We start from the raw sequence: 22,980 nt of genomic DNA on the forward strand, positions 1-22,980 counted from the left end.
CGTCTTTCCAAACGACGCACCGCGTTGATCTTCGCGCCGGCGGTCGTCGGCGCTCTAAGAAAGATGGCGTATAACCCGCAGTCCTGCGCGCGTCCGCAACAGTGGACAGTTGTCGCGCGCGGGACGGAGGAAATTCGCCCCCGCCGCGGGCGGTGAACGGGACAGCCGTAGGAGCGTCAGCATAGCGCCGGCCGCAGACCGAGACGCGGGACCGACTGTACCCGTCCGCGGCGGTCCGCATTTTTTGCGTCACGATGGAAGCCGACCGGGCGAAATCGCGCACAGTTCCAGTTCTCGACAAGTCCGGCGGCTGATCGGCGACGACGGTCTGCCTTCGGCGACCAAAGGCATTGTCGCCGCTCGACTTATCTCGCTCAGCCGCAGCAACGAAGCCGGAACTGGTGGTTCGATGAGTGGGGGGAAAGGCGGTAGCGCTCTCCCGCTACCACCCTAAACCCACTATCGTACGTAATAGTGGGATCTTGCCTGTGGCGCTCCTCGGCCACCGCGCGTTCTCCAGCATACCGCGCTTGGGGGAATGTGTTGCCGCCGATGAGGGCGGCAAGCTTGCCTTTGACCTCGATCTCAATATCCTGTCGCGGCCCTTTGGGATGAACCGTCACACAATGAACGAGCGCGCGGAAGCTCTTGACCAGCACGCCCCGATCGTCATCCGCCTCGGCGTGATGAGCTAAGACCGAAGCGAGCTCATCGACCGTTTTGACATACTTCTCTATCGCTGCCGGATGCAGAGTAAGGGTCGATGGCGCCTCGTCAAGACTGGCAAGTTCTGCCTCCGCCTCGATGCGTCGATCTTTCAACTCGGCGATACGCTCTCGGGCGTCGTCATCACCAATAATTCCCTTGACCACCAGGTCAATGCTGCGTTGTCGCTCGGCTTCAATCCGTGCGATCTTTGTCTCAAGGGTGACCCGAACGTTGGACGCACGGGCTGCTAGCCGTTGACGCTCTTCATTATAATTCCGGACGTAGATCTCAATGAGACGCGGGTCCTTCAGCTCGTCACGCATTCCATCCAATACAGCATTCTCCACGCTCCGCAGGTAAACTATGCGACGATTGGGACAGCTGCCGCTCTCACGAACTGTCGAGCAGCGGATTCGTGTTTTGCCAGTCTTGTCGCGATCGTGCACCGACATGCCCGAACCGCAGCAGCCACATCGCAACAGGCCCGAGAGGAGATGCGGTGGCCGACGTTTCACGTTCAATTTCAGACGAGATCTTTCTGTCTTCAAGTCCTGCGCGCGTCGCCATATCTCTTCGTCAACGATACGCAGGTGTGGGACATCAATCGTCTGCCACTGGTCGCGGCTATTCGGACGGGACAGACGCCTGCCGGTATCTGGGTCCTTAACCATCCGAACCTTGTTCCAGACGATGCGCCCAAAATAGAGCTCGTTCAAAATCAGCCCCGCGCCGCGTTGTGCGTTTCCGTTGATGGTAGAGGCGTTCCAACGAGTGCCGCGAGGCGGACAAACCCCCTCGCGATTGAGATCTTGTGCGATTTCGCGTGGTGGCCGGCCAGAGGTGTAGGCCGCAAAGATCCGGCGAACTACCTCAGCCTCCTCTTCAACGATCTCCAGTCACCGGGACGCCCAAGAACTGCCCGATACCCGAATGCGCGACCGCCGGCGTGGCGCCCGTCGCGAACCACTCCGGCCATTCCTCGACGTACCTTTTTTGCGCCATCCTCGCCCACCAAACCTCGTATTCCGATCAAGATTGCGTCAGCTGTGCCGTCGTGAACAGCTTGGATCTCGATCCCTAGGAATGACAGTCGTTTGTGCAGTCCAGCGAGATCCTCCATGTCGCGCGAAAGGCGATCGAGTGCCTCAACAATGACGACATCAAACTTTCGTTCGCGCGCCGCATCCATCAATCTCATGAGGCCGGCACGGCCAAACATCGAAGCTCCCGAGCGAGCTTTGTCCTCGTAAGCCGCAACCACATCAAGCTGATGCCGTGCTGCATACGCGCGACAAAGGACGATCTGGTCATCGGTGGATTTCTCGTTCTGCAGCTCGGTCGAGAACCGGGCGTAAATGGCTGCGCGTATCATTCACGAACCTCGCCGTTGCAGCCAATTGCTTCGACGACATCCAAGTTAGGTGTCGAAGCAGATAGCCTCACAGCGAGATGATCGCGCCTAGCGTCGGCAATCGCAAGAGCTTCCACGAACTGAACTAACGTGGGATCGAGCGCATGCTCCAACGCCTGACGCATGCAAGCACTTGGCCCCGCAGCATTCCGTTTGTTCTCCGACTGTTTCATCGGAGTGAAGGATGTGAGGCCGTGCGGTGCTAAGGAAGAGGGCCAGGCGCATGGTCGTACAGATCGGATGCGACGACGTGTGAAAAGGACAGCCGCCAGCAAGATCATCTGCTGAGTTTGTTGGACACTTGCCACCTGGATGCGGCCAACCCGCTGATTGTCGATCCGAAGCCATAGGTTCAAATCACGGACTGGCTTCGACCGTTGTCCTAGCTCGCCCCGACGGGTCGCACTGCGGCCGTCAGCCGGCAATTGCTATGAACTAGGAAACCATCATGCCTGAAAATATCAGACTAACTTCGAGAGACGTCCCCCTCATTCAGCTAGGCCTCTATCAGTGCCGCTTCCCGGTGAGCGAAGACCCGTCAGTACCCGGCGGTTATCGTTTTTGTGCTGGGCCAACTTCGCCGGATCGCGTCTACTGCGATCATCACCACAACATTGTGACCGCCGTGGACCCTCGTCGAGCCCGCTCGGGTCTCCACCTCGCTCAACGACGCGTCGCGTCAGTCTGACTGGCGGCGGCCTCCCGGCCAGGCGCTATGCGCCCCAAGGCCTTGGCTACGACCTTTCCGTCGGCTCGGTCTGGCCCATCCTCCCTTATGCCGTCTTCGCCGATGTATCCCCGGTCGCCCGATTGAGAACGACGACTTCTCGCCGAAGCGATCGCTTCGGAATGCCGTCGTAGCCCGACCGGAAGCTCAGTGTGCTTTTGTAGAGGTCGAGGTCCAATCCAACGTCTGGACTCCACTGGAGTGCCTGCACTCGAGAGCGATTGGCTCTGCGGCAGCCGATAAGGACCAAATGCGCCATCTGTAGACCTTCGTTGAGGACTGCGGCGATGTGGGAAACAGGATACAAAGTGGCCCTTGTGGGAGGCGTCCACGGCGTGACGGCCGGATTGAGGTGCGCGCCCGAGAGTGGCCCAATCGCGTAAGCCAGGGCGGTTACAGCGATGCCGAAGCTGAGGCCGATGCCAAGCGACCGAGCCGGCAGCAGCCCGCCAAAACCGCCTGTCACCACTGACGCGCAGCCGAAGACAAGAAGGTGCCGAAAAGCTCGGCGGCGACGCTTTCATGAGCATATCCCCTTGGAATTGTGAGGCCTCACTCTTCACGACTTGGAGCCGAATGCAGTGCGCCGCTGCGGCCATGGACCGGATTTGTTTGCCGCAGCGCAGCGGGTAGCCACTGCGCGCGCGGACAACCGTCCGCCACGACAGTAAGCGGAAGATGCGGCTGTGTGCAGCTAGATCTCTACCGCACACGGACGGATAGGATACCAAGCGACGCGCTTGCCGGGTGGCGTCAGACGCGGTTGGGGGGATTTTTTCGATCGAGACCCGATGATCCTGAACTTCGCGCAGGCCCGCGATAGTCTCGGCCAGAACGCGCGATGCAGCCCGGTCCTCTTTGGACGATAGGCACCCCAAAATTGAACCACCCCGCCTGTCACCGTCACGTCGGAATCGCCGACCGATGATCATGGCTCAGCCGGGAGTGCCTCCAGGAGTTGATCCCGAATAGTGCTGTGTTGGCCGCGGTTCGGACGAGTGGGCTTTCTCTAGCAGTCGCCAGCGGCGATCCAGTCCGGACACTTCGGTGCTTCCGCCGCCCGCAATGCGCTCAGAAATCCATATCCATGTCGTGATGATGATGCTCGTGACCGGGAAGCTCCGGCGGCGGCGGGCCAGGCACTTCGGCCACCATGACTTCCGTTGTAAGGAGAAGACCCGCAACCGAGGCCGCGCCCTGGAGCGCCGTTCGCACCACCTTGGCCGGGTCGATGATGCCCTTTGACACCAGATCCCCGTACACGCCCGATTGGGCATCGTAGCCATAGGCGTTGTCGTCGTTTTCGAGGATCCCGGCGATGACGACCGAGCCTTCCAGGCCGGCATTGATCGCGATCTGCCGAGCCGGCCAGGTGATCGCCTTCCTGACGATCGCGATGCCGACCTGCTGGTCCTCGTTGCCGCCCTTGAGCTTCTTAAGCGCCCTGCCGGCGCGCAGCAAGGCGACCCCGCCGCCCGGGAGAATGCCCTCTGCGACCGCGGCTCTTGTCGCGTTCATCGCGTCATCGATGCGATCCTTCTTTTCCCTGACCTCGACTTCGGTGGCACCGCCGACCCGGATCACGGCGACGCCACCGGCGAGCCTGGCCAGCCGCTCCTGGAGCTCCTCGCGGTCGTAATCGGAGGTGGTTTCCGCAAGCTCGAGCTTGATCTCAGCGATGCGGGCCTCGATGCTTGCCCGCTTGCCGGCGCCGCCGACGATCGTGGTGTTTGCCTTGTCGATCATCACCTTCTTGGTGCGCCCGAGCATATCGAGGGAAGCATGCTCGAGCTTGATGCCCAAATCCTCCGAGATCACCGTTCCGCCGGCCATCAGCGCGAGATCCTGCAGCATCGCCTTGCGGCGGTTTCCGTAGGCCGGCGCCTTGACTGCTGCAACCTTGAGAGCGCCGCGCAACTTGTTGACCACCAGCGCCGCAATCACCTCACGCTCGACATCCTCGGCGATGATGAGCAGCGGCTTGCCGGCCTGCACCACCTTCTCCAGCAGCGGCAGTATTTCGTTCAGGCTGGACAGTTTCTTCTCACTGATGAGGACATAGGCATCCTGCATCTCGACCCGCATCTTTGCGCGATTGGTGATGAAATGGGGCGAGATGTAGCCGCGGTCGAACTGCATGCCCTCGACGAATTCGAGTTCGGTTTCGAGCGACGTCCCGTCCTCGACAGTGATCAGGCCGTCATTGCCGACCCTCTTCATGGCGTCGGCTAGGCAGCGGCCAATCTCCCTATCGCCGTTGGCCGAGATGGTGCCGACTTGCGCAATTTCGACGTTCGAGGTGACCTTCGTGGCGTTGTTCTTGAGTTCCGCGACGACGGCTTCGACCGCGAGATCGATGCCGCGCTTCAGGTCCATGGGATTCATGCCGGCGGCCACCGCCTTGGCGCCCTCCCGGACGATCGCATGCGCGATCACGACGGCGGTGGTCGTGCCGTCGCCGGCCTGATAGGAAGTTCTTGTTGCGATCTCGCGCACCATCTGGGCGCCCATGTTCTCGAACTTGTTGTCGAGTTCGATTTCTCTGGCGACGGTCACGCCGTCCTTCGTGACCCGCGGCGCGCCGTGCTCCCTACCGATCGCGACGTTGCGCCCTAGCGGGCCAAGCGTGACGCTCACCGCATTCGCCAGGGTGTCAATGCCGCGCAGCATTCTGTCGCGAGCCTCGAACGAGAACATGATTTCCTTGGCAGCCATTTCCTTGAACCTTAAGACCCGGAACGTCCGGGCAACGGCGAAGCTTCATTCGGCCGCTCAGGCGAGATTGTCCCGTGGCAGCCCAAGCCGGTTCCAGACATCGAACAGAGCTGCCGCGAGCCGATCAATCATGATGTCCTCATGACAGGGTGTCGGCGTGATGCGCAGCCGCTCAGTTCCCTTCGCCACGGTCGGATAATTAATCGGCTGGATATAGATGTCGTGCTCGCTCAGCAGCAGGTCGCTCGCCGCTCTGCAATGCGCCGGATCGCCGACTGCCACCGGAACGATATGGGTGTCGCTCAGGATGACCGGCAGCCCAGCGGCACCCAGCGCCGCCTTGACCCGCCGGACGCGGTCCTGCTGGCACTTGCGCTCCCACTGCGAGGTTTTCAGATGCCGGATCGCCGCTGTGGCCGCGGCGCAGATCGCCGGCGGCAACGCGGTGGTGAAGATGAAACCCGGAGCATAGGAACGAACCGCATCGATCAGCACAGCACTTCCCGTGATATAGCCGCCGAGGCAGCCGAAGGCCTTGGCGAGCGTGCCTTCGATCACATCGATCCGGTTCATGGCGCCGTCGCGCGCGGCGATACCGGCGCCGCGAGGGCCGTACATGCCCACAGCATGGACCTCGTCGAGGTAGGTCATTGCGCCGTAACGATCGGCGATTTCGCAAATGCGATTGATTGGCGCGACGTCGCCGCCCATTGAATAGAGACTTTCGAAGACGATGAGTTTTGGCCGATCCGGATCCGCCGCCTTCAACAATTCCTCGAGATGATCGACGTCGTTGTGGCGGAAGATGCTCTTCTCCGTACCGGACTGGCGGACGCCCTCGATCATCGAATTGTGGTTGAGCGCATCGGACAGGATCAGACAACCGGGGATCAGCTTGGCGATAGTCGAGATGCCAGTCTGGTTCGAAACATAGCCGGACGTGAAGACCAGTGCCGCCTCCTTGCCGTGGAGATCGGCAAGCTCGCCCTCAAGCTCTACGAGCGGATGGCTGGTGCCGGAGATATTGCGCGTCCCGCCGGCCCCCGTTCCCAGGCGGGTAGCAGTCTCCACCATGGCGGCGACCACCTTTGGGTGTTGACCCATCCCGAGATAGTCGTTGGAGCACCAGATCACGACGTCCTTCGGTCCATGCGGGGAATGCCACACGGCATTGGGAAAGCGCCCGGCGATGCGCTCCAGGTCCGCGAACACACGGTAGCGCCATTCCTCCTGCAGACGCGCGATCGCATCCGCAAAGAAACCGTCATAACTCGTAATGCCTGGCTCCACGATATTGCCTTGCCCATCGGCCATATCGCCCGCATTTCCGGTCGTCGGAGGTCCAAATCGCCGCGGCGCAATGACGTTCTTTACGCCGCCGGGTTTGCCGGTGTGCAACGCTGTGGATTCCGCCATCGCCCGATTCCCCTGCTTGCATACGAACGATGTCGAAGCGCAATGCGCGCCGGTCCCGCTCGCATCGTTCCTCACGACCCGCGTTCAGGAAGGTCGAAGTTGAGCTGCAGCATTCGCGCTATGTTTATCAGAATCGTCTCGCAGACCTTATCTTGATTGGGATCCAGATATTTGACAGTCCAGTTTGCCCCGTTCTCCTTGGTTTCGAGCCGCTGAATCACAAAATCGGTGACGTGCTCGCATCCCGGCTCCTTATGAAGATCCGCGAGGATCAATGCCTTAAGCTCCGAAGCTTCCTTTGTATGCCTTTGCATGGCCGCTTTCCTTCCGGATGACAACTGCTATGCATTGATCAACTGCATAATCGTGATCTCCGTCATCCCAGGGCTCGTGTCATCGCACCAATTCACCCAACACAGCGGCAATACCGCTGCTTGGTGTGTCAGAGTCTAGCCCCTCCACGAATTGCCCCTGTGGGTTCATGATGTATATGTAGGTGCCATGATCCATTAGGTAGTCGTCATCGCCCGCCTCGCCCTGGCGCGCCACACCATAGGCGCCATATGCCTCCGAAACCGCAGCGATCTGTTGCGGGCTGCCGGTCAGCCCGACGATCCGCGGATCGAACGCCGCGGTAAAGCTTCCCATCACCTCAGGCGTGTCGCGTTCGGGATCGACGGTGATGAAGAGCGGTTGCAGTTTTGCGGCGTCGGGGCCGAGTTCCTTAATCGCCGCGGCGATTGAGGACAGCGTCGTCGGACAGATGTCGGGGCAAGACGTATAGCCGAAGAAAACCAGCAGCCATTTGCCGCGATAAGTCTCATCCGTGACCGTCGTTCCGTCCGGCGCCGTGAGCGTGAATGGGCCACCGACCGTCACAGGCGCCGTGTCAGCTCGCACGAGCGGTTGGCAGATCGACAGGGCCGCTGCGAATATGATGCAGAAGAGGGGATGCGGACCGTAGGCCCAGGGGCGGAGGAGTCGATGCCGTCGCTTCATCAAGGACCTCCGGCACTTCGAGAATGACGCGCCAAAACCCCCGCGTGTGTTTGTGATTAACAAACTCGCCTAAACCAACCCACTTTATCATATTTTGTTGCTGGATGGCTAGACATGGCACTGGTTTGGCTCTATTTTTGAGAGTTGCCCCTCATCTCTCTTGAAGGAGGTGGCTTTTATGATGATTCGCGAATTGATGAGCGGACTAGCGGCGATCTCTTTCGTTGCGATAATGTCCGCGTCTGCGCAAGCCTACGAAGTGGGTCCGGTCACGGGAGGCGGAACGATCGAGGGTACGATCGTCTACCGCGGCGACGTGCCGACAACAAAGATCATCCCCACCAAGAATATCGAGGTGTGCGGCGACCCCCGCGAGGAGCCGCTGATCGAAGTCGGCAGCGATCAGGCCGTGCTGAACGCGGCGGTGCAGCTGGTCGACGTGGCACAGGGAAAGGCCTGGCCGCAGCCCGGAAAGCTGCCTGAACTTAACAACCTCAAATGTCGCTTTGAGCCCGCGGTGCAGATGATACCGGCCGGTTCGTTGGAGGTGGTCAACAGCGACCCAGTGCTCCACAACACCCACGGCTATTATGGCAAGCGCACCGCCTTCAACCTGGCGCTGCCCAATAAGGGCCAGCGCATACCGGTCGAACTGAAGCGTGCCGGCACTGTCCGCATCGATTGCGACGCGCATGGCTGGATGGAGGGCTGGGTCTATGTGGTGGACAATCCCTACTACGCGGTCACCGGCGCCGATGGCAAATTCAGCATAACCGATGTTCCGCCGGGGGACTACAAGCTCGTGGCGATCCATCCCTTCACCGGGCCCATCGAGCAGCCCGTCACGGTAGAGGAGAATAAGGCCACCAGTCTGACGATTGAACTGAAAAAATAACAAAATGGGCGACCCACTGATTCAACAGGGTCGCGTTCCTGCGAGAAGACCGACGCTTTAAGAAACGGTCTGCACTGAGGAGGAACCCTGATGTCTGACGAGCTTGACCGCATTCGGCGCGAAATGCATGCGGTGCTGCAGCAGCCTGGCGTACGCCCCGACGACTCGCTCCAAATCACCCGCCGCACCTTCATTCACAGATCGCTGCTGTTCGGCGCTGCTTCCGTCGGCCAGACCTTCGCGTGGTGGCCGCTGCTCAACACCATCGACGTCGCTCACGCCGCCGAAGCGCCCTTCAAGTTTGCCTGGATTTCGGACACCCATCTCTACGAGAGATCGCTCAACACGCGCTTCGTCGACAAGGTGGTGCGCGCCGTGCAAGAGGTCCAGGCCATGGATCCGCCGGCCGACTTCCTGATCTTCGGCGGCGACCTGGCCCAGCTCGGAAAGATCGAGGAACTTGAGCTTGGCGTTGAGCTCCTCAAGGATCTGACGATCAAGAAATACTACATCCCGGGCGAGCATGACTGGTATCTGGATATGGGCCAGAAGTGGGGCGAGTTGTTCGGCCAACCCAACTGGACCTTCGATCACAAGGGCGTGCGCTTCATTGGGCTCGATACGGTCAGCCGGGGACCGGACTACTGGACAGCGAAGAAGATGACGCCAGAGGAGCGCATGGGCCATATGGCTACCCTCGACGGCACGGTTGCCGGCGCGTGGGCCGGCGTCGGCCGCGACCAGCTCGACTGGATGCAGAAGACACTCGCCGACTGGGATAAGTCCAAACCGATCGTCATCTTCAGCCATAATCCGCTGTACGAGTACTACCCGCCCTGGAACTTCTGGGTGCGCGACTGGCGCGAAGTGAATGACGTGCTGAAGCCTTATACCAAGGTCACCAACATCCACGGTCACGTGCACCAGGTGCTCTACAACGAGATCGGCAGCATGCGCTCGATCGGCATGCTGGCGACCTCCTGGCCGTGGCCGTATGCGCCGGAAGGCTTGCCCAAGCTTACCAAGCCGATGATCCGTGTCGATCCGGGCGATCCCTTCGACGGGGTCGGTTGGGAAACCGTGAACGTCAACGCCGACGATAAGGTCGATGTCGAGTACATCATGTGGGGCCGCAAGGAGGTGTTCGTCCAGTCGCCGGAGGACCACGACAAGAGCATTGCGGAGGTCATACGGTCACGCATCGCCGACAAACAGTACCCATGGGCAAATCCATAACGGTGGTGGCTATGATAAACACATCGACATTCCTCTGCATTCTGAGGCGTTCCATCGTCGCCGGAGCAGTCGTCGCAGCTGCCGTCGTCGGGCCGGCCAGTGCCAACAAGGATCCGGTAACGCCAAAGCAGCTGAAACTCTATCAAGAAGCGTTCATGGAGGAGGTCAGGAAAGGAGACCTCCTGTTCCATGGTGATGCGGCGATGAAGGAGCAGTTGGGCGTCAAGCTGTCGACCACCGGGTGGGCCTGCGCCATGTGCCATCCGATGGCCTCCGATACCCACCCGCAGGCGTTCCCGAAGTTCCAGGCGTCGATGGCCAAGTTCGCGACACTGCGCGACATGATCAACTGGTGCATCGAGAAACCGAGCCAGGGCGAGAAGATCGATCCCGAATCGGAGGCGATGAAGGCGCTCGAGGCGTACATCACCTGGTCGAACAGCGGCTCGGTGTTGGTGCCAGGCAAATACTAGTCTCGTCGATAGCCGGGGCACCGGCTTCAGGGAGCGCGAAGCGAGTCCGCCATCGGAGTGACACCTCGATGGGGAACGGTGGGCTTAAAGCAGTCGTGCGGCCCTTGAACCGCGCGGGGAGGGCCATGCGTTGGCAGAGACTGCGATGGAGCTGCGCGGCAAGTTCGCGAATGTGGACCTGGATGCGCTGGTCGACAAACGGGTCGTGCGGACCTGGCTTTATTTCGGCATGTTCTGGCTGATGGTGACGCCATCCGTCGGCGTCATGATCTCGGGCACCTTCAACTACCCCGACTATCTCGGATCGGGGAACCTCGAGCTCACCTTCGGCCGGCTGCGCCCGGTCCACGTCAACGGTGTCATCTTCGGCGCCTTCTCGACGCTTTTCATCGGCCTTTGCTACTATCTCGTGCCGCGTCTGTCGGGGGTGCGGGTGATATGGTCGGAGTGGTCGGTTCTTCTCGCATGGGTCTGGAACGTCGCAACGCTTGCCGGTTTGGTCGGCTTGCTGCTCGGCGACAGTGACGGTTTGGAAGCCGGAGAGCTTCCGCTCTACGCGAAGGTCGCATTCTTCATCGTGGTGGCTGTTGCTACCGCGCAGTTCCTGATCACGATCAGTCGAAGGCTGGAGCCGGCGATCTATGTCGCGCTATGGTACCTGATCGCCACTTTCGTGTGGACGACGATGAACTTCGTGCTTGGAAGCTTCATCCTGCCATACACGATCTCGGGCATCAACAGCGCCGCCTTCCATGGCCTCTATCTCCACTACATCGTCGGGCTGTGGATAACGCCCGCGGGCTACGTGATCATCTACTATTTCCTGCCGGTCAGCGCGCGAAATCCGCTCTATGCCCATAAGCTCTCGCTGGTAGGCTTCTGGTCCCTGGCACTGTTCTACCCGTTCGTCGGCATCCACCATTACCTCTACAGCCCGATCGCGGACTGGGCCGAGACCTTGGCCGTCGTCACGTCGATGCTGCTGATCATTCCGGTGTGGACGGTGCTGGTGAACTTCTTCGGCACCATGATGGGCAGGTGGCATGAGTTCGGCAGGAACTTGCCGGCGAAGTTCCTGATCATGGGCTCGCTCATGTATCTCGTCGGCTGCTTCCAGGGCTCGACCGAGGCGCTGCGGCAGCTGCAGCAGCCGACCCATTTCACCGATTTCGTCATCTCGCATTCGCATCTCACCGTGTTCGGCACCTTCGTCGTCTGGGCGATGGGGGGCCTCCTCTATACTTGGCCGCGGCTGTTCGGGCGCGAACTCTGGTCCTTCAAGCTCGGCAACTGGTCGTTCTGGCTGATCACCGTCGGCATCACGACCATGGGCCTGGTCCTCACAGCCGGCGGGCTGCAGCAGGGTTATCAATGGATGAATGGGGTCGAATGGCTCGACTCGCTCGTCTGGGTGAAGCCCTACTGGCTGGCGCGGACCCTGGCAGGCATCAGCATGGATATCGGTATGTCGCTGCTGGTGGTGAATCTGATGCTGACCGCACTGACCAGCCCGGCGGCTGAGGCGCGACGCGCCCGCGGGCCGGTGGAGGCGCCTATCCCGGCCCCGGCGGGAGGGCCCGCGCAGTGAACGTTCGCTTCTTCGCGCTGTTCGCCGGCGTCTTCTGCATCACCCTTGCGGTGATCACGCAGGGCGTGCTGCCCTTCGTGGAGCCGTCCTCGCGAACTACGCGCGTGACCTCGGTGGTGCGCACGGATTTCGGCCAGCTGAAATGGACGGTTTCAGAAGCGACGGACTACACCGAGCAGCAGCGTCGCGGCCGCAACATTTACCTGCGCGAAGGCTGCTGGTACTGCCATTCGCAATTCGTGCGGCCGGTGACCGGCGAGATCCGCCGCTGGGGACCGGTCAGCGAGGCGGGCGAATACGCCTATGACGTGCCGCACCTGTTAGGCACACGCCGGATCGGACCGGACCTGACGCGCGTCGGCCTGAAATACAGCGACGAATGGCACCTGGCGCACTTCTACAATCCGCGGATGCTGGTGCCGGACTCGATAATGGCGCCGTATCGCGGCCTCTTCCACGAGCCCGATGCAGCCGTCCGTATCGTTGACGACGGCGCTGGCAATCGGACCCTGGAAAGGACAGAGGTCACCAAAGGCCTGTTCGACTTCGACAGCAAGCAAGCGATCCAGCTGACGCCCAATGCGTACGGGTTGCTGTTCGTGCCGCTGAAGGCGCGCGAAAGAAAGCCGATCATCCTGACGCCGAACGACGAATACACAGGCGAAACCGTCAGCATCGCGGCGGAGACGGAATCGCTGGCGGCGCTTGTTTCCTACGTCCAGAAGCTCGGCACGAACCGGGGTAAATGGCGCGATCTTTTCGAGCCGCAAAGCCTGGAGGTCATGGATGCGACGATGCCGCGCTCCGAGGAATGGATTGCTTATGGCAAGGAAGTCTATGAGCGCCGCTGCATCGGTTGCCACGGTGCCAAAGGCGACGGCAACGGGCCGGCCGCCACCTTTATGTTTAACCAGCGGCCCAGGAACTTCACGTCCGCAGTCTTCAAGTTCAGATTGACAAAGGAGCCCCTGCCCACGGACGGCGACATGCTGCGCACCATTACTCGCGGCATCCGCGGCACGGCAATGCCCCCTTGGTACGAACTGCCGCTCAACGATCGGCTGGCGGTGATCCAGTACATCAAGTATGAGCTAGCGGTTGACCGTTCCAATCCCGCCAGTCCTTACGCTTTCTTCGTCGAGGAACCGCCTGGCCCACCGTTGTATATCGGGCGCCCGCCGACCCCGTCCCAGACGATGCTGGACCGTGGCAAGGAGGTTTGGCAGGTGGCGAAGTGCTGGGAGTGCCACGGCCAAGCTGGCAAGGGCGACGGCGAGAAGGCGGCGGGCCTCAAGGATGATATCGGGTTCGCCACCGTGCCGGCCGACCTCACCAGCGGCCAGTTCAAGTCTGGCCCGGCCGTCGAAGACATCTTCCGGACGATAACTACCGGCCTCAGCGGCACGCCGATGCCGTCCTATCGGGATGCCTTTCCGGACGAGGACCGGTGGGCGCTTTCCTATTTCGTGGTGGCGCTTTCCGCCTATAAAGACCCGCTCTCGCTGCAGCCGCTGTCGATCAAGAAGGAGACCCGCGCGGCGCTGAACGATCTGAAACTGGTCGCTGACAAGCCGGAGCGAGCCTATGTGCCCGATCCGTCGGTGCCGGCGTCCGGCCCGCCAGCTCCGCCTGGCGAGGAACAGGCGCCCACCGGAGGTTAGCGCATGCTCGGTTTTGAAGTCACCGGACCCTATGCGGGCGCCATGCTGATGAGCCTGGCGGCCCTGTTCTTGTTCATCTGGGGCGTCCTATCCGGCGCGTTGAGCGGCACCGATAAAGCCGCCAACGGGTTTTTTGAAAGGGAAATGGAGAATGAGCGATCTGCAGAGCAGCGATCCGGAGAGCCCGACGCATCCGGAACTGGATGTGCGTCAAAGCTCGCACCCTGAACTGGAGGACTATGCCGGCGGCCTGATACAGGCGCGTGTGGGATTCATTCCGCTATGGCTTCTCGTCGTCTACGTGCTGCTGTTCGCCTGGGGGCTGTACTACATGTATGTTTATTGGGGCGGGCTCGGGCCCGGCCGTCTGTTCTAAGTAGACGGTCGCAAGGGCCAGTAAGACAGGAGTGATGGAGACGATGATAGCCAAAATTCTCCTTGGGGTCGCCGCATTGAACCTCCTTTTCCTGTGCTTCGAGCTGGCGATAAACGTGCTTCGTCTTTATTTCGGCTGACATAGGAGCAGCGGATGCTACATGATACCGTCTTCAAGCTTGCTGACGCCGGCTTGCCGCAGATGCTTGGCTTCCTCATCTATGGCGGCTGCACCGTCGGCTTTATCCTCTTTCTTTTGTATCTTGTGCGGCAATAGCGCCGCGTCCGCGCCACTGCGCAAACGCCAATGATGTACTACCTCGTGATCTTCGCCGCTGGATTTGCAGGCAGCTTTCATTGCATCGGCATGTGCGGCGGCTTTGCCTGCGCGCTGGGCCGCGATCAGCGAGGGGGAGGCGCAACCGTCCTTCGCCACCTGCTCTATAATACCGGCCGATTGACAACCTATTGCTTTCTGGGCGGGCTCGCGGGCGCGATCGGTCAGGTCATCTGCACCACGCAAGGGCTAACGGCGGCGCCGCTCTTGAACGGCTCCCTCGACATCGCCCAACGAATTCTCGCGATCGTCGCTGGCCTGCTCATGATTGCCATGGCGTTGCAGTTCTTCGGCTTGCTGCAGGTCTTTCATCGCCTTGCGATCGGATTTGGCGGCAGCACATTTGCATTGTCCCTGCGCGGTCTGTTGACGGCCCGGAGCAGCGCCGCACCGCTCGCCTTTGGCGTTTTCAACGGCTTCCTGCCATGTCCCTTGGTCTATGCCTTCGCCGCTCAGGCGGCGAGCACCGCCGGAGCGCTTCCCGGGTTTCTCGTCATGGCATGGTTCGGACTGGGAACCTTCCCCGCGATGTTGATGATGGGCGGCGTTGGCCGGATACTCGGGCCAGCCTGGCGGCGGCGCGGCGTGCGGCTGGCTGGTGGCTTTATTCTTTTGCTCGGTCTCATCACGCTCGGCCGTGGTCTCCTGCCTTCCGACGCGCATATCGGCCTTGCCTGGCCGGGCGGGCATCCCGCATGACTGCGCATGGCGATATCCTCTGTAGCCATTGTTCGCTCCCCGTCGGTCTGCGCCCGATGGAGCGCAGGCTCAACGGTGAGGCTTGCGCGTTCTGCTGCTACGGCTGTTGTATCGCCTTTCAGGTGAAGAGCGGCAGACACGAAGAGTGGGAAGCCGCCTGGCTTCTGATCCAGCTCGGCGTGGGAGGCTTTCTCTCCATGAATATCATGATGTTCAGCCTCCTCCTCTATTCGGACGCGTTCACCGGCGTCGATGCGGGCGTGCTGCCGTGGATTCACTTTTTGCTCTGGATCTTCGCCACGCCGGCGGTGGTGATTCTCGGCGGACCCTATCTGCGCGACATGTGGCTCAATGGCATTCAGGGACGAGTGACGTCGTCGGCACTCATCGTGCTTGGCGTCGCTGCCGCTTACCTCTATTCGGCATTTGCCGTGTTCGAGGGCAGCCCGCATGTCTATTTCGACACCGCCGTGATGGTGCTGATGCTATTCACAGTTGGCCGCTATCTCGAGGCTGTTGGCCGCGCCAGGGCGGCGCGCGACCTCGAACCACTTCTGGCCGCAGAAAGCGAGAGCGCGACCGCGGTCGATGGCGCGGCAGAGATCCGCCGTCCGGTGCGGGAGGTGACGGCCGGCATGCTGGTGCGGGTCCGGCCAGGCGAGCGCATTCCGGTCGACGGCGTGGTTGTCGAGGGGGAATCGAACACCGATGAAGCCGTGATTACCGGAGAAAGCCGGCAAGTGACAAAGCGCGCCGGCTCCAAGGTGATTGCCGGTAGTATCAATATCGACGGCCCGCTCCTGATCCAAAGCAGCGGTGACGGAACCGCAACCCGCTGGGCACGGATTTGCCGGTCGGTGCGCGAAGCGCTGGGCCGTCGCAGTCCAACCCAGCGCCTTGCCGATCGCGTCGTTGGCGTGTCCGTGCCGCTCGTCCTTGCCCTCGGCGGGCTGACGATCGTTTACTGGGCCCAGTCATTGCCGTTCGATCGGGCGTTGCTGACTGGCCTCTCGGTGCTGGTGGTTGCCTGTCCTTGTGCCGTCGGCCTCGCTGCTCCGATGGCGATATCGCTCGGCATCGGCCGGCTGGCGCGGCACGGCTGCCTCGTCCGCGACCCCGGCGTGCTCGAGACCCTCGCGCGTGTACGGTTGGTCGCCTTCGACAAGACCGGCACTCTGACGGCGGGCAAAGCGCGTCTCGTCGGCGTCGACCGCGAGGAGGTCGGCATCGACGAAGTACTGGCGCGCGCCGCCGGTCTGGAGCGCCATTCCGAGCATGGTCTGGCGCGGGCCATCGCGGCAGCCGCCGCTCAGCGGGGCATCTCGCCGCTCGTCACCCGCGAGGTCCGGATGGTTCCCGGCCGTGGCATCCGCGGCAGCGCCGAAGGCCGGCCCGTGGCGGCAGGGAACGGCAGATTGATGAATGATCTGGGCTGGCCGCTTCCCCCCTCGCTGGCCGAGCGTGCGCGGTCGCTGGAGGCGAGCGGTCATTCGGTGGTCTATGTCGGTTGGGGCGAGCGGGTTCACGCCGTGCTGTCGCTCGATGATTCGCCGCTTCCCGAGGCGCAGGCCGCGATCGCGGCCCTGCGTGAGCGCGGGCTCGACGCCACGCTGTTGACCGGCGACTTGGCGCAAGCGGCGGAGCGGATCGCGGCCCTGGTCGGGATCAAGGACGTCCAAGCGGGCCTTTCGCCGGAGGCCAAACGGCTGGCCCTGGATCGGCTCCGCCATGACCACGATGCGGTGGCAATGGTCGGCGATGGACTGAATGACGGGCCAGTTCTGGCCGCCGCAGATGTCGGTATTGCCGTCGGCTCCGCCACCGATCTCGCCCGCGAGACTGCGGCGCTCGTGCTGCCTGCGGACGGATTGTGGATGCTGCCCTGGATCGTCGACGTGGCCCGCGCGGTGCGCAGGACCATCTTGACCAACCTTATGTGGGCGTTCGGTTACAATCTCGTCGCCCTGACGTTCGCAGCATTCGGACTTCTGCAGCCAATCCTTGCGGCGGCGGTCATGGCCGGCTCGAGCATCCTCGTGGTGGTGAATTCGCTGCGGCTGGAGCGGCTGCCCGATCCTGTTGCAACGCTGATCCCGGAGCAACGATCCGGCGCCGAGGCGGAGCGCGCCCAGAATGGTGCCGGCATTTCCGCAATGGCCGGCCCGGCCGTCGAGCGGAGTTGAGTTTCGTTTCAGCCAAACACGTCGTGCGTGAAGGCGTCGTACCAGCCTTCCGCCGCGCGCGCTGCCTGCCGGCGGACCTCGGAGCTTTCCTCGACCTTGCTGACGAAGCTGATGACGCTCTTGAGCTTTCCGTCGACGGGCTTGAAGCTGATGGCGTTGCTGAACGCATCGTCGGGGGCGAGATAGGTGTAGCAGGTGTTGAACAAATGCGCCGGGAAACGCGCTGATCCGGTGAGATCGGCCGCGATGGCAAAGGCGCAGGCTTTGGCCTGGCTGTTGGCGCAGAAGGCGGATTTCGGCATATCCCCGCCGATGATCGCGTCGCCGACCAGATGGACGCCGGGCTGCAGCGCCGATTCGAAGGTGACCGGATCGACCGGACACCAGCCCGACTGATTGGCGAGCCCTGCCTGCTGCACCAAGCGCCCGGCCATTTGCGCCGGGATGACATTGGCCACCGCGGCCTTGAATGTTGCTCCCTCGGTGATCACCGACCGGGTCTTCGCGTCGATCGCCGTGACCCCGCCAGTGAACTGGGCCGGTAGCCATTCGATCATTCCCGGATAGTGGCGGTTCCAAGCGTCCTGGAACAGGTCCTGCGCGTTGAAGCTGTCTTTCGAATCGAGGATCAGAATTTTGGCCTTGGGTTTGCTGCGCTGGAAATAGGAGGCGATGAGCGAAGCGCGCTCATAGGGGGCGGGCGGACAGCGAAATGGATTCGGCGGGACGACGATGACGAATAGGCCGCCGTCCTCCATGCTTTCCAATTGCTGGCGCAACAGGCTGGTTTGCGGCCCTGCATTCCAGGCGTGCGGCATGATCTCCATCGCAGCTTCGTCATAGCCCCTAAGCGCCCGATCCCTGAATGCGATGCCTGGCGCAACAACGAGACGGTCGTAGCTGAGCTTCGAACCGTTGTTCAGCGCAACGGTTTTCGCCGCCGGGTGAATCGCTTCAGCGGACTCATGAATGACGGTGATGCCATATTGTTTTGCCAGCGCTTCATAACCATGACTGAGCGATTTGAACGGGCGGAGCCCGGCGAGATAGAGATTGCTGAAGAAGCAGGTCGTGTAGCTCTGTCGCGGTTCGACCAGGGTCACCTCGATAGCCGTGGCGCTGACGGCGAGATATCTGGCGACCGTTGCGCCGCCGATGCCGCCGCCGATCACGACGACACGCGCCTTGGCCTGGCCCCGCGCCTTCGGCTGGTTGAGCGCCGTTAGCAACGCTGCTCCAGTCAGGCGGCCGAACTCGCGACGCGTCCAGAATTTCATGGCGCGCTACTTTCCCTGCGCTGCGACATAGCGCGCGACGCTCGCGATCTCCTCGTCGCTGAGCGACAGCGCGATAGCGTGCATGATGTGATTTGGACTCTCGCTCGCCCGGTAGGCAAGCAGGGCGTTGGTGAGCCTCTCCTCACCAAGCCGGATGATGCTGGGAATGCCTGTGCCGCCGCCATCGAGGCGATGGCAGGACGCACAGGTCGCGGCGAGTTGAGCGCCTTGATCGGCCCCCGCCGCCGCGCCGGATTGGCTGACGAGAAGCACGAGGCCCGTGGCAATCGCAGATCTCGCGACGGGACGCATGCTGAATACCCGTCTGTTTCGGAGTTTTCCGGTCACGCTCCCACTCAACTTGTCACGCCATAACTCGCGCAGCTCGATTGCGTCGCCACCTCAACCGACCGTGAGCCGGTGCGACAACGTGTAGACGGCACCGCCGTCCTCCTCCCATACGAAATCGAGCCGGCCGCTCTCCGTCGCGCGCAGGGAAAATTCGAAGAACGGGTTAGCCGAAATCGCCTCGTGGAGATCGACGCTGAACACCACGGATTGGTTGTAGCGGCAGACAAACCTGTTGATGATCTTGCGCGGGATTACATTGCCTTGATCATCATGGCGCAGCCCTGTTTCCATCTCATGGCTGATGATGGTCTTGACCTGAAAAAACTCTCCCTTCGCCGCAGCGCTCGGCACGATCACGCGTGGTGTTGCGGTAGTCACTGTCTCTCTCCGTTCTCAGGCACAGCCATCTGTGGCGACACGGACCCACGTCGTGGTCATCAGCAAATTGCCGTCATTCATTTCGGCGACAGCGATGACATGCTGCGGTTTGGCAAGGCGGATGCGGGTCGACACGCGGGGCAGGCTGCGTTGGGGGACGAAATGGAAACTGGCGACTTCGATAAGCGGGTTCCGCGGCGCGAACACGCGCATTTGCCTCACATGGTCGGCCTCAGTCATGGGGCTGTCGATGTAAAGACTCATGGGCACGGTATAGCCGGTCGGGAAGTATGTCGGCATTATCAGGTGAAGGCGATCCGACACCGTGGCTGTCCGTCCGGTGAACTGTTCGACGAGATCCAGCGCTTCATCGTTCGCACGCGCGCTCTGCGGCGATAAGAGCGCGACTCCGGCAAACCCTGCACTCCCGGCGATCAACACATCCCGGCGCGTCAAGCTCATCATCCCGGTCTCCGCCTTTTTTGCGTCACTCCGAAGACACACATCAACAGCGGCAGGAGGCGGCGCAATCGGACACATCAGTGCGGCAGCTTTGAAGTTTAGCACCGCCAACCGCTGCGAGCAAATCTCTTAGAAGTGCCCAAGATCTCTTAGCCGCCCTCAAAACGGTCAAGACATTGCAGGAAAAGGACGCTCCTGCGTTTGTCGGATTTCTAAGCACGCTCTTGCCCGGCTATCAGACGCTCGAACTAACTGGAGCGCTCTGAACAGCGCCAGCGCAATGTCGGATTTACAAGCATGTGCGACATTCATGATAAGGCTGAAGAAGGACCGGTTAAGGTCATAAATTCCGGTTCCGGACTAATGGGTCGCACCGCACGATGTCGCGGCGTCGCCGAGCGATTTGGACCCACGCGCTGGCTCGTCTCAGTCTCGGCTAGTCCGACTAGAGATCAGGCGCACAACATTTCGGAGGACAACGTGCACCAGAAGCCGACATTGCACGTTGAAGGTCAGGTCAGCGTCTTGCTAGTGACCTTCAATTCAAGAAATGCCGAACTCTCGGTTGCTTATTATCCCCTGTCGCAAGAACGGGAATGCCCCTGAAGCCAGGTCATCGCCATTGCCACCAAACCGGGCGGGATTGGCGTCATTCATGGGCCTTGCGGCCATTATGCTATTAGGCCCGCGCTAAGGGCTGAGTTTCGCGGAACAAGCCGACGCATGGGTCCGTTTCCTGCGTGCCAAGAGCATCACGACTGCAGCTTGGTCGAGCTATAAAGCCTCGGTGTGCCACTGCACATGTGAGGCTTCGTTATGCGCGACGCTACTCATGCGCGGAGCCACTCATGGAAGAGTTCCTACTGTTCGCAGCCGTCGGGTTTCTGGCCCAGGCGGTCGATGGTGCTCTAGGGATGGCCTATGGCGTGATCTCTTCGACGGTGCTCCTCACCTTCGGGGTGCCACCGGCACAAGCATCAGCTTCAGTTCATGCTGCGGAATTGTTCACCACCGCCGCTTCCGGATCGGCTCATCTTTATCATCGCAACATCGATTGGAAACTGTTTTGGCGACTGATCCCCTTTGGTGTCGGCGGCGGTATGCTCGGCGCTTTCGTACTCACTTCGTTTGACGGAGATCAGGTCAAGCCATTCGTTACAGCATATCTCGCGGTTATTGGGAGCTGGTTACTATATCGGTCGTTTCATCGTATCCCCACCAACCCCGTGAAGCTGAAAATCGTGGCGCCGTTGGGCGCAACCGCCGGATTCCTGGACGCCGCAGGCGGTGGGGGCTGGGGTCCTGTTGCCACCACCGGTCTACTCGGCGCGGGTGGACAACCGCGATTCGTTATCGGCACGGTCAATGCGAGCGAGTTCCTGATTGCACTTTCAGTGTCGCTGAGCTTCCTCGCCACGATTGTAACCGGCCATTGGGAGCAAGCCGGCGAATTCCGCGACCTAACATCTGTTGCCGGACTGATCGTTGGAGGCGTTTTAGCGGCGCCGCTGGCGGGAAGGATGGTCAAGACATTGCGGGAGAGGACGCTCCTGCGGCTTGTGGGATTTCTGATCACGCTTTTGGCCGGCTACCAGACACTCGAACTAACTGGATTGCTCTGACCGTGAGACAGTCGAACGGAGGCAAGGAAATGAGCACTTCGACCAGGATCGGCATCGGAGCGGGCTGGCTGGGCGGCGCGATCGCCGGATTCATGCTCGATGCCGGTGTCGTCAAGCCACAAGATCTTGCCTTCTCCTATCGGCAGACGAGGCCCGACTGCGGCGGAAGCTCGCGCTGGATCGAGGTGACATGGATGACCACGCCCGAGCCTTGCTCCATCATCATTGGCAACAGGGCAGATCAAGCAGGGTTCATCGGCTTCGCGCGAGGATGATTTGGAACGACGGGAAGACCAAAGACGTTCGTGCATATTGCATCCGCTAGCCACAGGTCTAATGCTTGCTATTCTCAGTAGTTCGAGGCGTACCATGTTTCGCAACTCGGGCATCATTTCTCTGCCTCGCCCGCTTGAGCGTCGTGTGGACACTCTTGCCCAGTCGTTCATGCGCCAGCGGCTCGGATCTCAGATGGACTTCTCGACTCCGGAAGGCGAGCCGGCGCTGTTACCACCCAACTCGGTGTCCTGGCGCATTTTTAAGAACCCTGTTGCGCTGTTCATCGGCGGGGTAACGGCGGTGCTGCTCGAATTGGCAGAGCCGCGGGTTCGCGACGCCATTTGGCAGCACAGCAGCTTCCGCTCCCTCGCGCTCCGACGATTGCAGCGTACGGGCCTCGCTGCTTTGGTCACGGTCTACGGCCCCCGATCCAAGGCTAAGGCCATGATTGAAGATGTGGTCAGGATGCATGGGCGCGTTTCGGGTCGAACCAGCGAAGGCGAGCCATACCACGCCACCGACCCGGAGCTGCTGGACTGGGTGCAAGCGACGGCCGAGTTTGGTTTCATGGAGGCCTATCACGTCTATGTGCATCGTCTGCATTTTTTCGAACGGGACGCGATGTTTGCTGAGGCTCGCCCCGTGGCGCTTCTCTATGGTGCGGTCGGCGCGCCCACGTCTCAGGCCGAGCTTTACGCGCTGTTCGACGTGATGAGGCAAAGACTCGTCGCGTCGCCGATCGTGTCGGAGTTCCTGGAGATCATGGAAGAAGTTCCCGCCTTGCCGGGAGTTGCTCGACCCCTTCAGCGGCCGCTTCTGAAGGCGGCCGTCGAGATCCTACCCCAATGGGTCCGCAAGCGGTTGGAACTCGGCGACCGCTGGACCTTGAAGCCGTGGGAGCGTGCTGTTGTGAAGACGACGGCTGCAATCTGCGACAGCACCGTGCTTCATTCATCACCAGCCGTCCAGTCGTGCCGCCGCCTCGGCCTTTCCGAGAGCTATCTCTATCGCCGAACGGCATCCGAAAACCTACACAGAACCGGACAGTGTTCGTTCCTTGACTAAATGTCAGGCACGCGTCGTGATCGTGTCCCAGGGAGTGGTGTAGCTGACGGCTTGGTCGCCGCGCTCTCCGGCATGGGGCCGGGCTGATCAGCGTGCCACGGCTGGCAGGCTGATCAGAAGGATCAT

At 61.3% G+C, this 22,980-nt stretch carries 23 protein-coding genes and 1 pseudogene; 13 read left to right on the forward strand and 11 right to left on the reverse strand.

Going from position 1 to position 22,980, the window contains the following annotated elements; genetic code table 11:
- Window positions 1–374 precede the first annotated feature (374 nt).
- From NKH71_RS30780 to NKH71_RS30815, 7 genes are all read right to left on the reverse strand, one after another.
- Complete coding sequence (locus tag NKH71_RS30780; RefSeq protein ID WP_352895946.1) at window positions 375–1,604, reverse strand: recombinase family protein; 1,230 nt, start codon at window positions 1,602–1,604, stop codon at window positions 375–377.
- Window positions 1,574–2,080: a recombinase family protein gene (locus tag NKH71_RS30785; RefSeq protein ID WP_352494532.1), complete on the reverse strand. Its 507-nt coding sequence runs from the start codon at window positions 2,078–2,080 to the stop codon at window positions 1,574–1,576. The genes NKH71_RS30780 and NKH71_RS30785 overlap by 31 nt, the downstream gene beginning before the upstream one ends.
- Before the next feature lie 812 nt (window positions 2,081–2,892).
- Window positions 2,893–3,315: an aquaporin gene (locus NKH71_RS30795; RefSeq protein WP_023718661.1), complete on the reverse strand. Its 423-nt coding sequence runs from the start codon at window positions 3,313–3,315 to the stop codon at window positions 2,893–2,895.
- Between the two features lie 602 nt (window positions 3,316–3,917).
- Window positions 3,918–5,561, reverse strand: coding sequence for a chaperonin GroEL (groL, locus tag NKH71_RS30800; protein ID WP_023718662.1), 1,644 nt, complete (start codon window positions 5,559–5,561; stop codon window positions 3,918–3,920).
- A 57-nt stretch (window positions 5,562–5,618) separates the two neighbouring features.
- Window positions 5,619–6,875 carry a 5-aminolevulinate synthase gene (hemA, locus tag NKH71_RS30805; protein ID WP_352790488.1) on the reverse strand — a complete coding sequence of 419 codons (1,257 nt, stop codon included), beginning with the start codon at window positions 6,873–6,875 and terminating at the stop codon, window positions 5,619–5,621.
- A 173-nt stretch (window positions 6,876–7,048) separates the two neighbouring features.
- Entirely contained in the window at window positions 7,049–7,291 is a 243-nt protein-coding gene (locus NKH71_RS30810; RefSeq protein ID WP_027154144.1) for a hypothetical protein, read from the reverse strand.
- A gap of 79 nt (window positions 7,292–7,370) precedes the next feature.
- The gene (locus NKH71_RS30815; RefSeq protein WP_352790430.1) at window positions 7,371–7,976 is read right to left on the reverse strand and encodes an SCO family protein; all 606 of its coding nucleotides are present in this window, start codon (window positions 7,974–7,976) and stop codon (window positions 7,371–7,373) included.
- 196 nt (window positions 7,977–8,172) lie between these two features.
- Between NKH71_RS30815 and NKH71_RS30820 the strand changes: the two genes are divergently transcribed.
- The 9 genes from NKH71_RS30820 to NKH71_RS30860 all read left to right on the forward strand — a co-directional run bounded on the left by NKH71_RS30820 (window position 8,173) and on the right by NKH71_RS30860 (window position 17,423).
- The gene (locus tag NKH71_RS30820) at window positions 8,173–8,871 is read left to right on the forward strand and encodes a carboxypeptidase regulatory-like domain-containing protein (protein WP_502897183.1); all 699 of its coding nucleotides are present in this window, start codon (window positions 8,173–8,175) and stop codon (window positions 8,869–8,871) included.
- A 90-nt stretch (window positions 8,872–8,961) separates the two neighbouring features.
- On the forward strand, window positions 8,962–10,107 hold the full coding sequence (locus NKH71_RS30825) for a metallophosphoesterase family protein (protein WP_023718667.1): 1,146 nt from the start codon (window positions 8,962–8,964) through the stop codon (window positions 10,105–10,107).
- An 11-nt stretch (window positions 10,108–10,118) separates the two neighbouring features.
- Window positions 10,119–10,580: a c-type cytochrome gene (locus NKH71_RS30830; protein ID WP_023718668.1), complete on the forward strand. Its 462-nt coding sequence runs from the start codon at window positions 10,119–10,121 to the stop codon at window positions 10,578–10,580.
- A gap of 145 nt (window positions 10,581–10,725) precedes the next feature.
- Window positions 10,726–12,168 (forward strand): cbb3-type cytochrome c oxidase subunit I, encoded by a 1,443-nt coding sequence (locus NKH71_RS30835; protein ID WP_023718669.1) that lies wholly within the window; start codon window positions 10,726–10,728, stop codon window positions 12,166–12,168.
- Window positions 12,165–13,829: a cbb3-type cytochrome c oxidase subunit II gene (locus NKH71_RS30840; protein ID WP_023718670.1), complete on the forward strand. Its 1,665-nt coding sequence runs from the start codon at window positions 12,165–12,167 to the stop codon at window positions 13,827–13,829. The genes NKH71_RS30835 and NKH71_RS30840 overlap by 4 nt, the downstream gene beginning before the upstream one ends.
- A gap of 151 nt (window positions 13,830–13,980) precedes the next feature.
- Entirely contained in the window at window positions 13,981–14,205 is a 225-nt protein-coding gene (locus tag NKH71_RS30845; RefSeq protein WP_023718671.1) for a hypothetical protein, read from the forward strand.
- A gap of 153 nt (window positions 14,206–14,358) precedes the next feature.
- Window positions 14,359–14,481: a hypothetical protein gene (locus tag NKH71_RS30850; RefSeq protein WP_023718673.1), complete on the forward strand. Its 123-nt coding sequence runs from the start codon at window positions 14,359–14,361 to the stop codon at window positions 14,479–14,481.
- Window positions 14,482–14,511: 30 nt separating this feature from the next.
- Window positions 14,512–15,240: a sulfite exporter TauE/SafE family protein gene (locus NKH71_RS30855; RefSeq protein WP_352790432.1), complete on the forward strand. Its 729-nt coding sequence runs from the start codon at window positions 14,512–14,514 to the stop codon at window positions 15,238–15,240.
- Between the two features lie 56 nt (window positions 15,241–15,296).
- Window positions 15,297–17,423 carry a heavy metal translocating P-type ATPase gene (locus tag NKH71_RS30860; protein ID WP_352790492.1) on the forward strand — a complete coding sequence of 709 codons (2,127 nt, stop codon included), beginning with the start codon at window positions 15,297–15,299 and terminating at the stop codon, window positions 17,421–17,423.
- 8 nt (window positions 17,424–17,431) lie between these two features.
- On the opposite strand, the gene NKH71_RS30865 is transcribed toward NKH71_RS30860, so the two are convergent.
- From NKH71_RS30865 to NKH71_RS30880, 4 genes are read right to left on the reverse strand one after another with little or no spacing between them, the layout of a single operon-like run.
- Entirely contained in the window at window positions 17,432–18,700 is a 1,269-nt protein-coding gene (locus NKH71_RS30865) for an NAD(P)/FAD-dependent oxidoreductase (protein ID WP_023718676.1), read from the reverse strand.
- A 6-nt stretch (window positions 18,701–18,706) separates the two neighbouring features.
- Complete coding sequence (locus NKH71_RS30870) at window positions 18,707–19,048, reverse strand: c-type cytochrome (protein ID WP_352547756.1); 342 nt, start codon at window positions 19,046–19,048, stop codon at window positions 18,707–18,709.
- 54 nt (window positions 19,049–19,102) lie between these two features.
- Window positions 19,103–19,405 (reverse strand): thiosulfate oxidation carrier complex protein SoxZ, encoded by a 303-nt coding sequence (gene soxZ / locus NKH71_RS30875; protein ID WP_084642623.1) that lies wholly within the window; start codon window positions 19,403–19,405, stop codon window positions 19,103–19,105.
- A 39-nt stretch (window positions 19,406–19,444) separates the two neighbouring features.
- Window positions 19,445–19,894, reverse strand: a complete 450-nt coding sequence (locus tag NKH71_RS30880) for a thiosulfate oxidation carrier protein SoxY (RefSeq protein WP_023718679.1) — start codon at window positions 19,892–19,894, stop codon at window positions 19,445–19,447.
- A 164-nt stretch (window positions 19,895–20,058) separates the two neighbouring features.
- Here NKH71_RS30880 and NKH71_RS33570 point away from each other — a divergent pair.
- The 4 genes and pseudogenes from NKH71_RS33570 to NKH71_RS30895 all read left to right on the forward strand — a co-directional run.
- Window positions 20,059–20,157: pseudogene (locus NKH71_RS33570) on the forward strand (sulfite exporter TauE/SafE family protein); the annotation flags it as partial.
- A 582-nt stretch (window positions 20,158–20,739) separates the two neighbouring features.
- Window positions 20,740–21,513: a sulfite exporter TauE/SafE family protein gene (locus tag NKH71_RS30885; protein WP_023718680.1), complete on the forward strand. Its 774-nt coding sequence runs from the start codon at window positions 20,740–20,742 to the stop codon at window positions 21,511–21,513.
- A gap of 29 nt (window positions 21,514–21,542) precedes the next feature.
- On the forward strand, window positions 21,543–21,788 hold the full coding sequence (locus NKH71_RS33575; RefSeq protein ID WP_023718681.1) for a hypothetical protein: 246 nt from the start codon (window positions 21,543–21,545) through the stop codon (window positions 21,786–21,788).
- Window positions 21,789–21,882: 94 nt separating this feature from the next.
- The gene (locus tag NKH71_RS30895; protein WP_352589338.1) at window positions 21,883–22,854 is read left to right on the forward strand and encodes an oxygenase MpaB family protein; all 972 of its coding nucleotides are present in this window, start codon (window positions 21,883–21,885) and stop codon (window positions 22,852–22,854) included.
- Window positions 22,855–22,980 lie beyond the last annotated feature (126 nt).

This window comes from Mesorhizobium sp. M0983 (assembly GCF_040318975.1).
Taxonomy (GTDB): domain Bacteria; phylum Pseudomonadota; class Alphaproteobacteria; order Rhizobiales; family Rhizobiaceae; genus Mesorhizobium.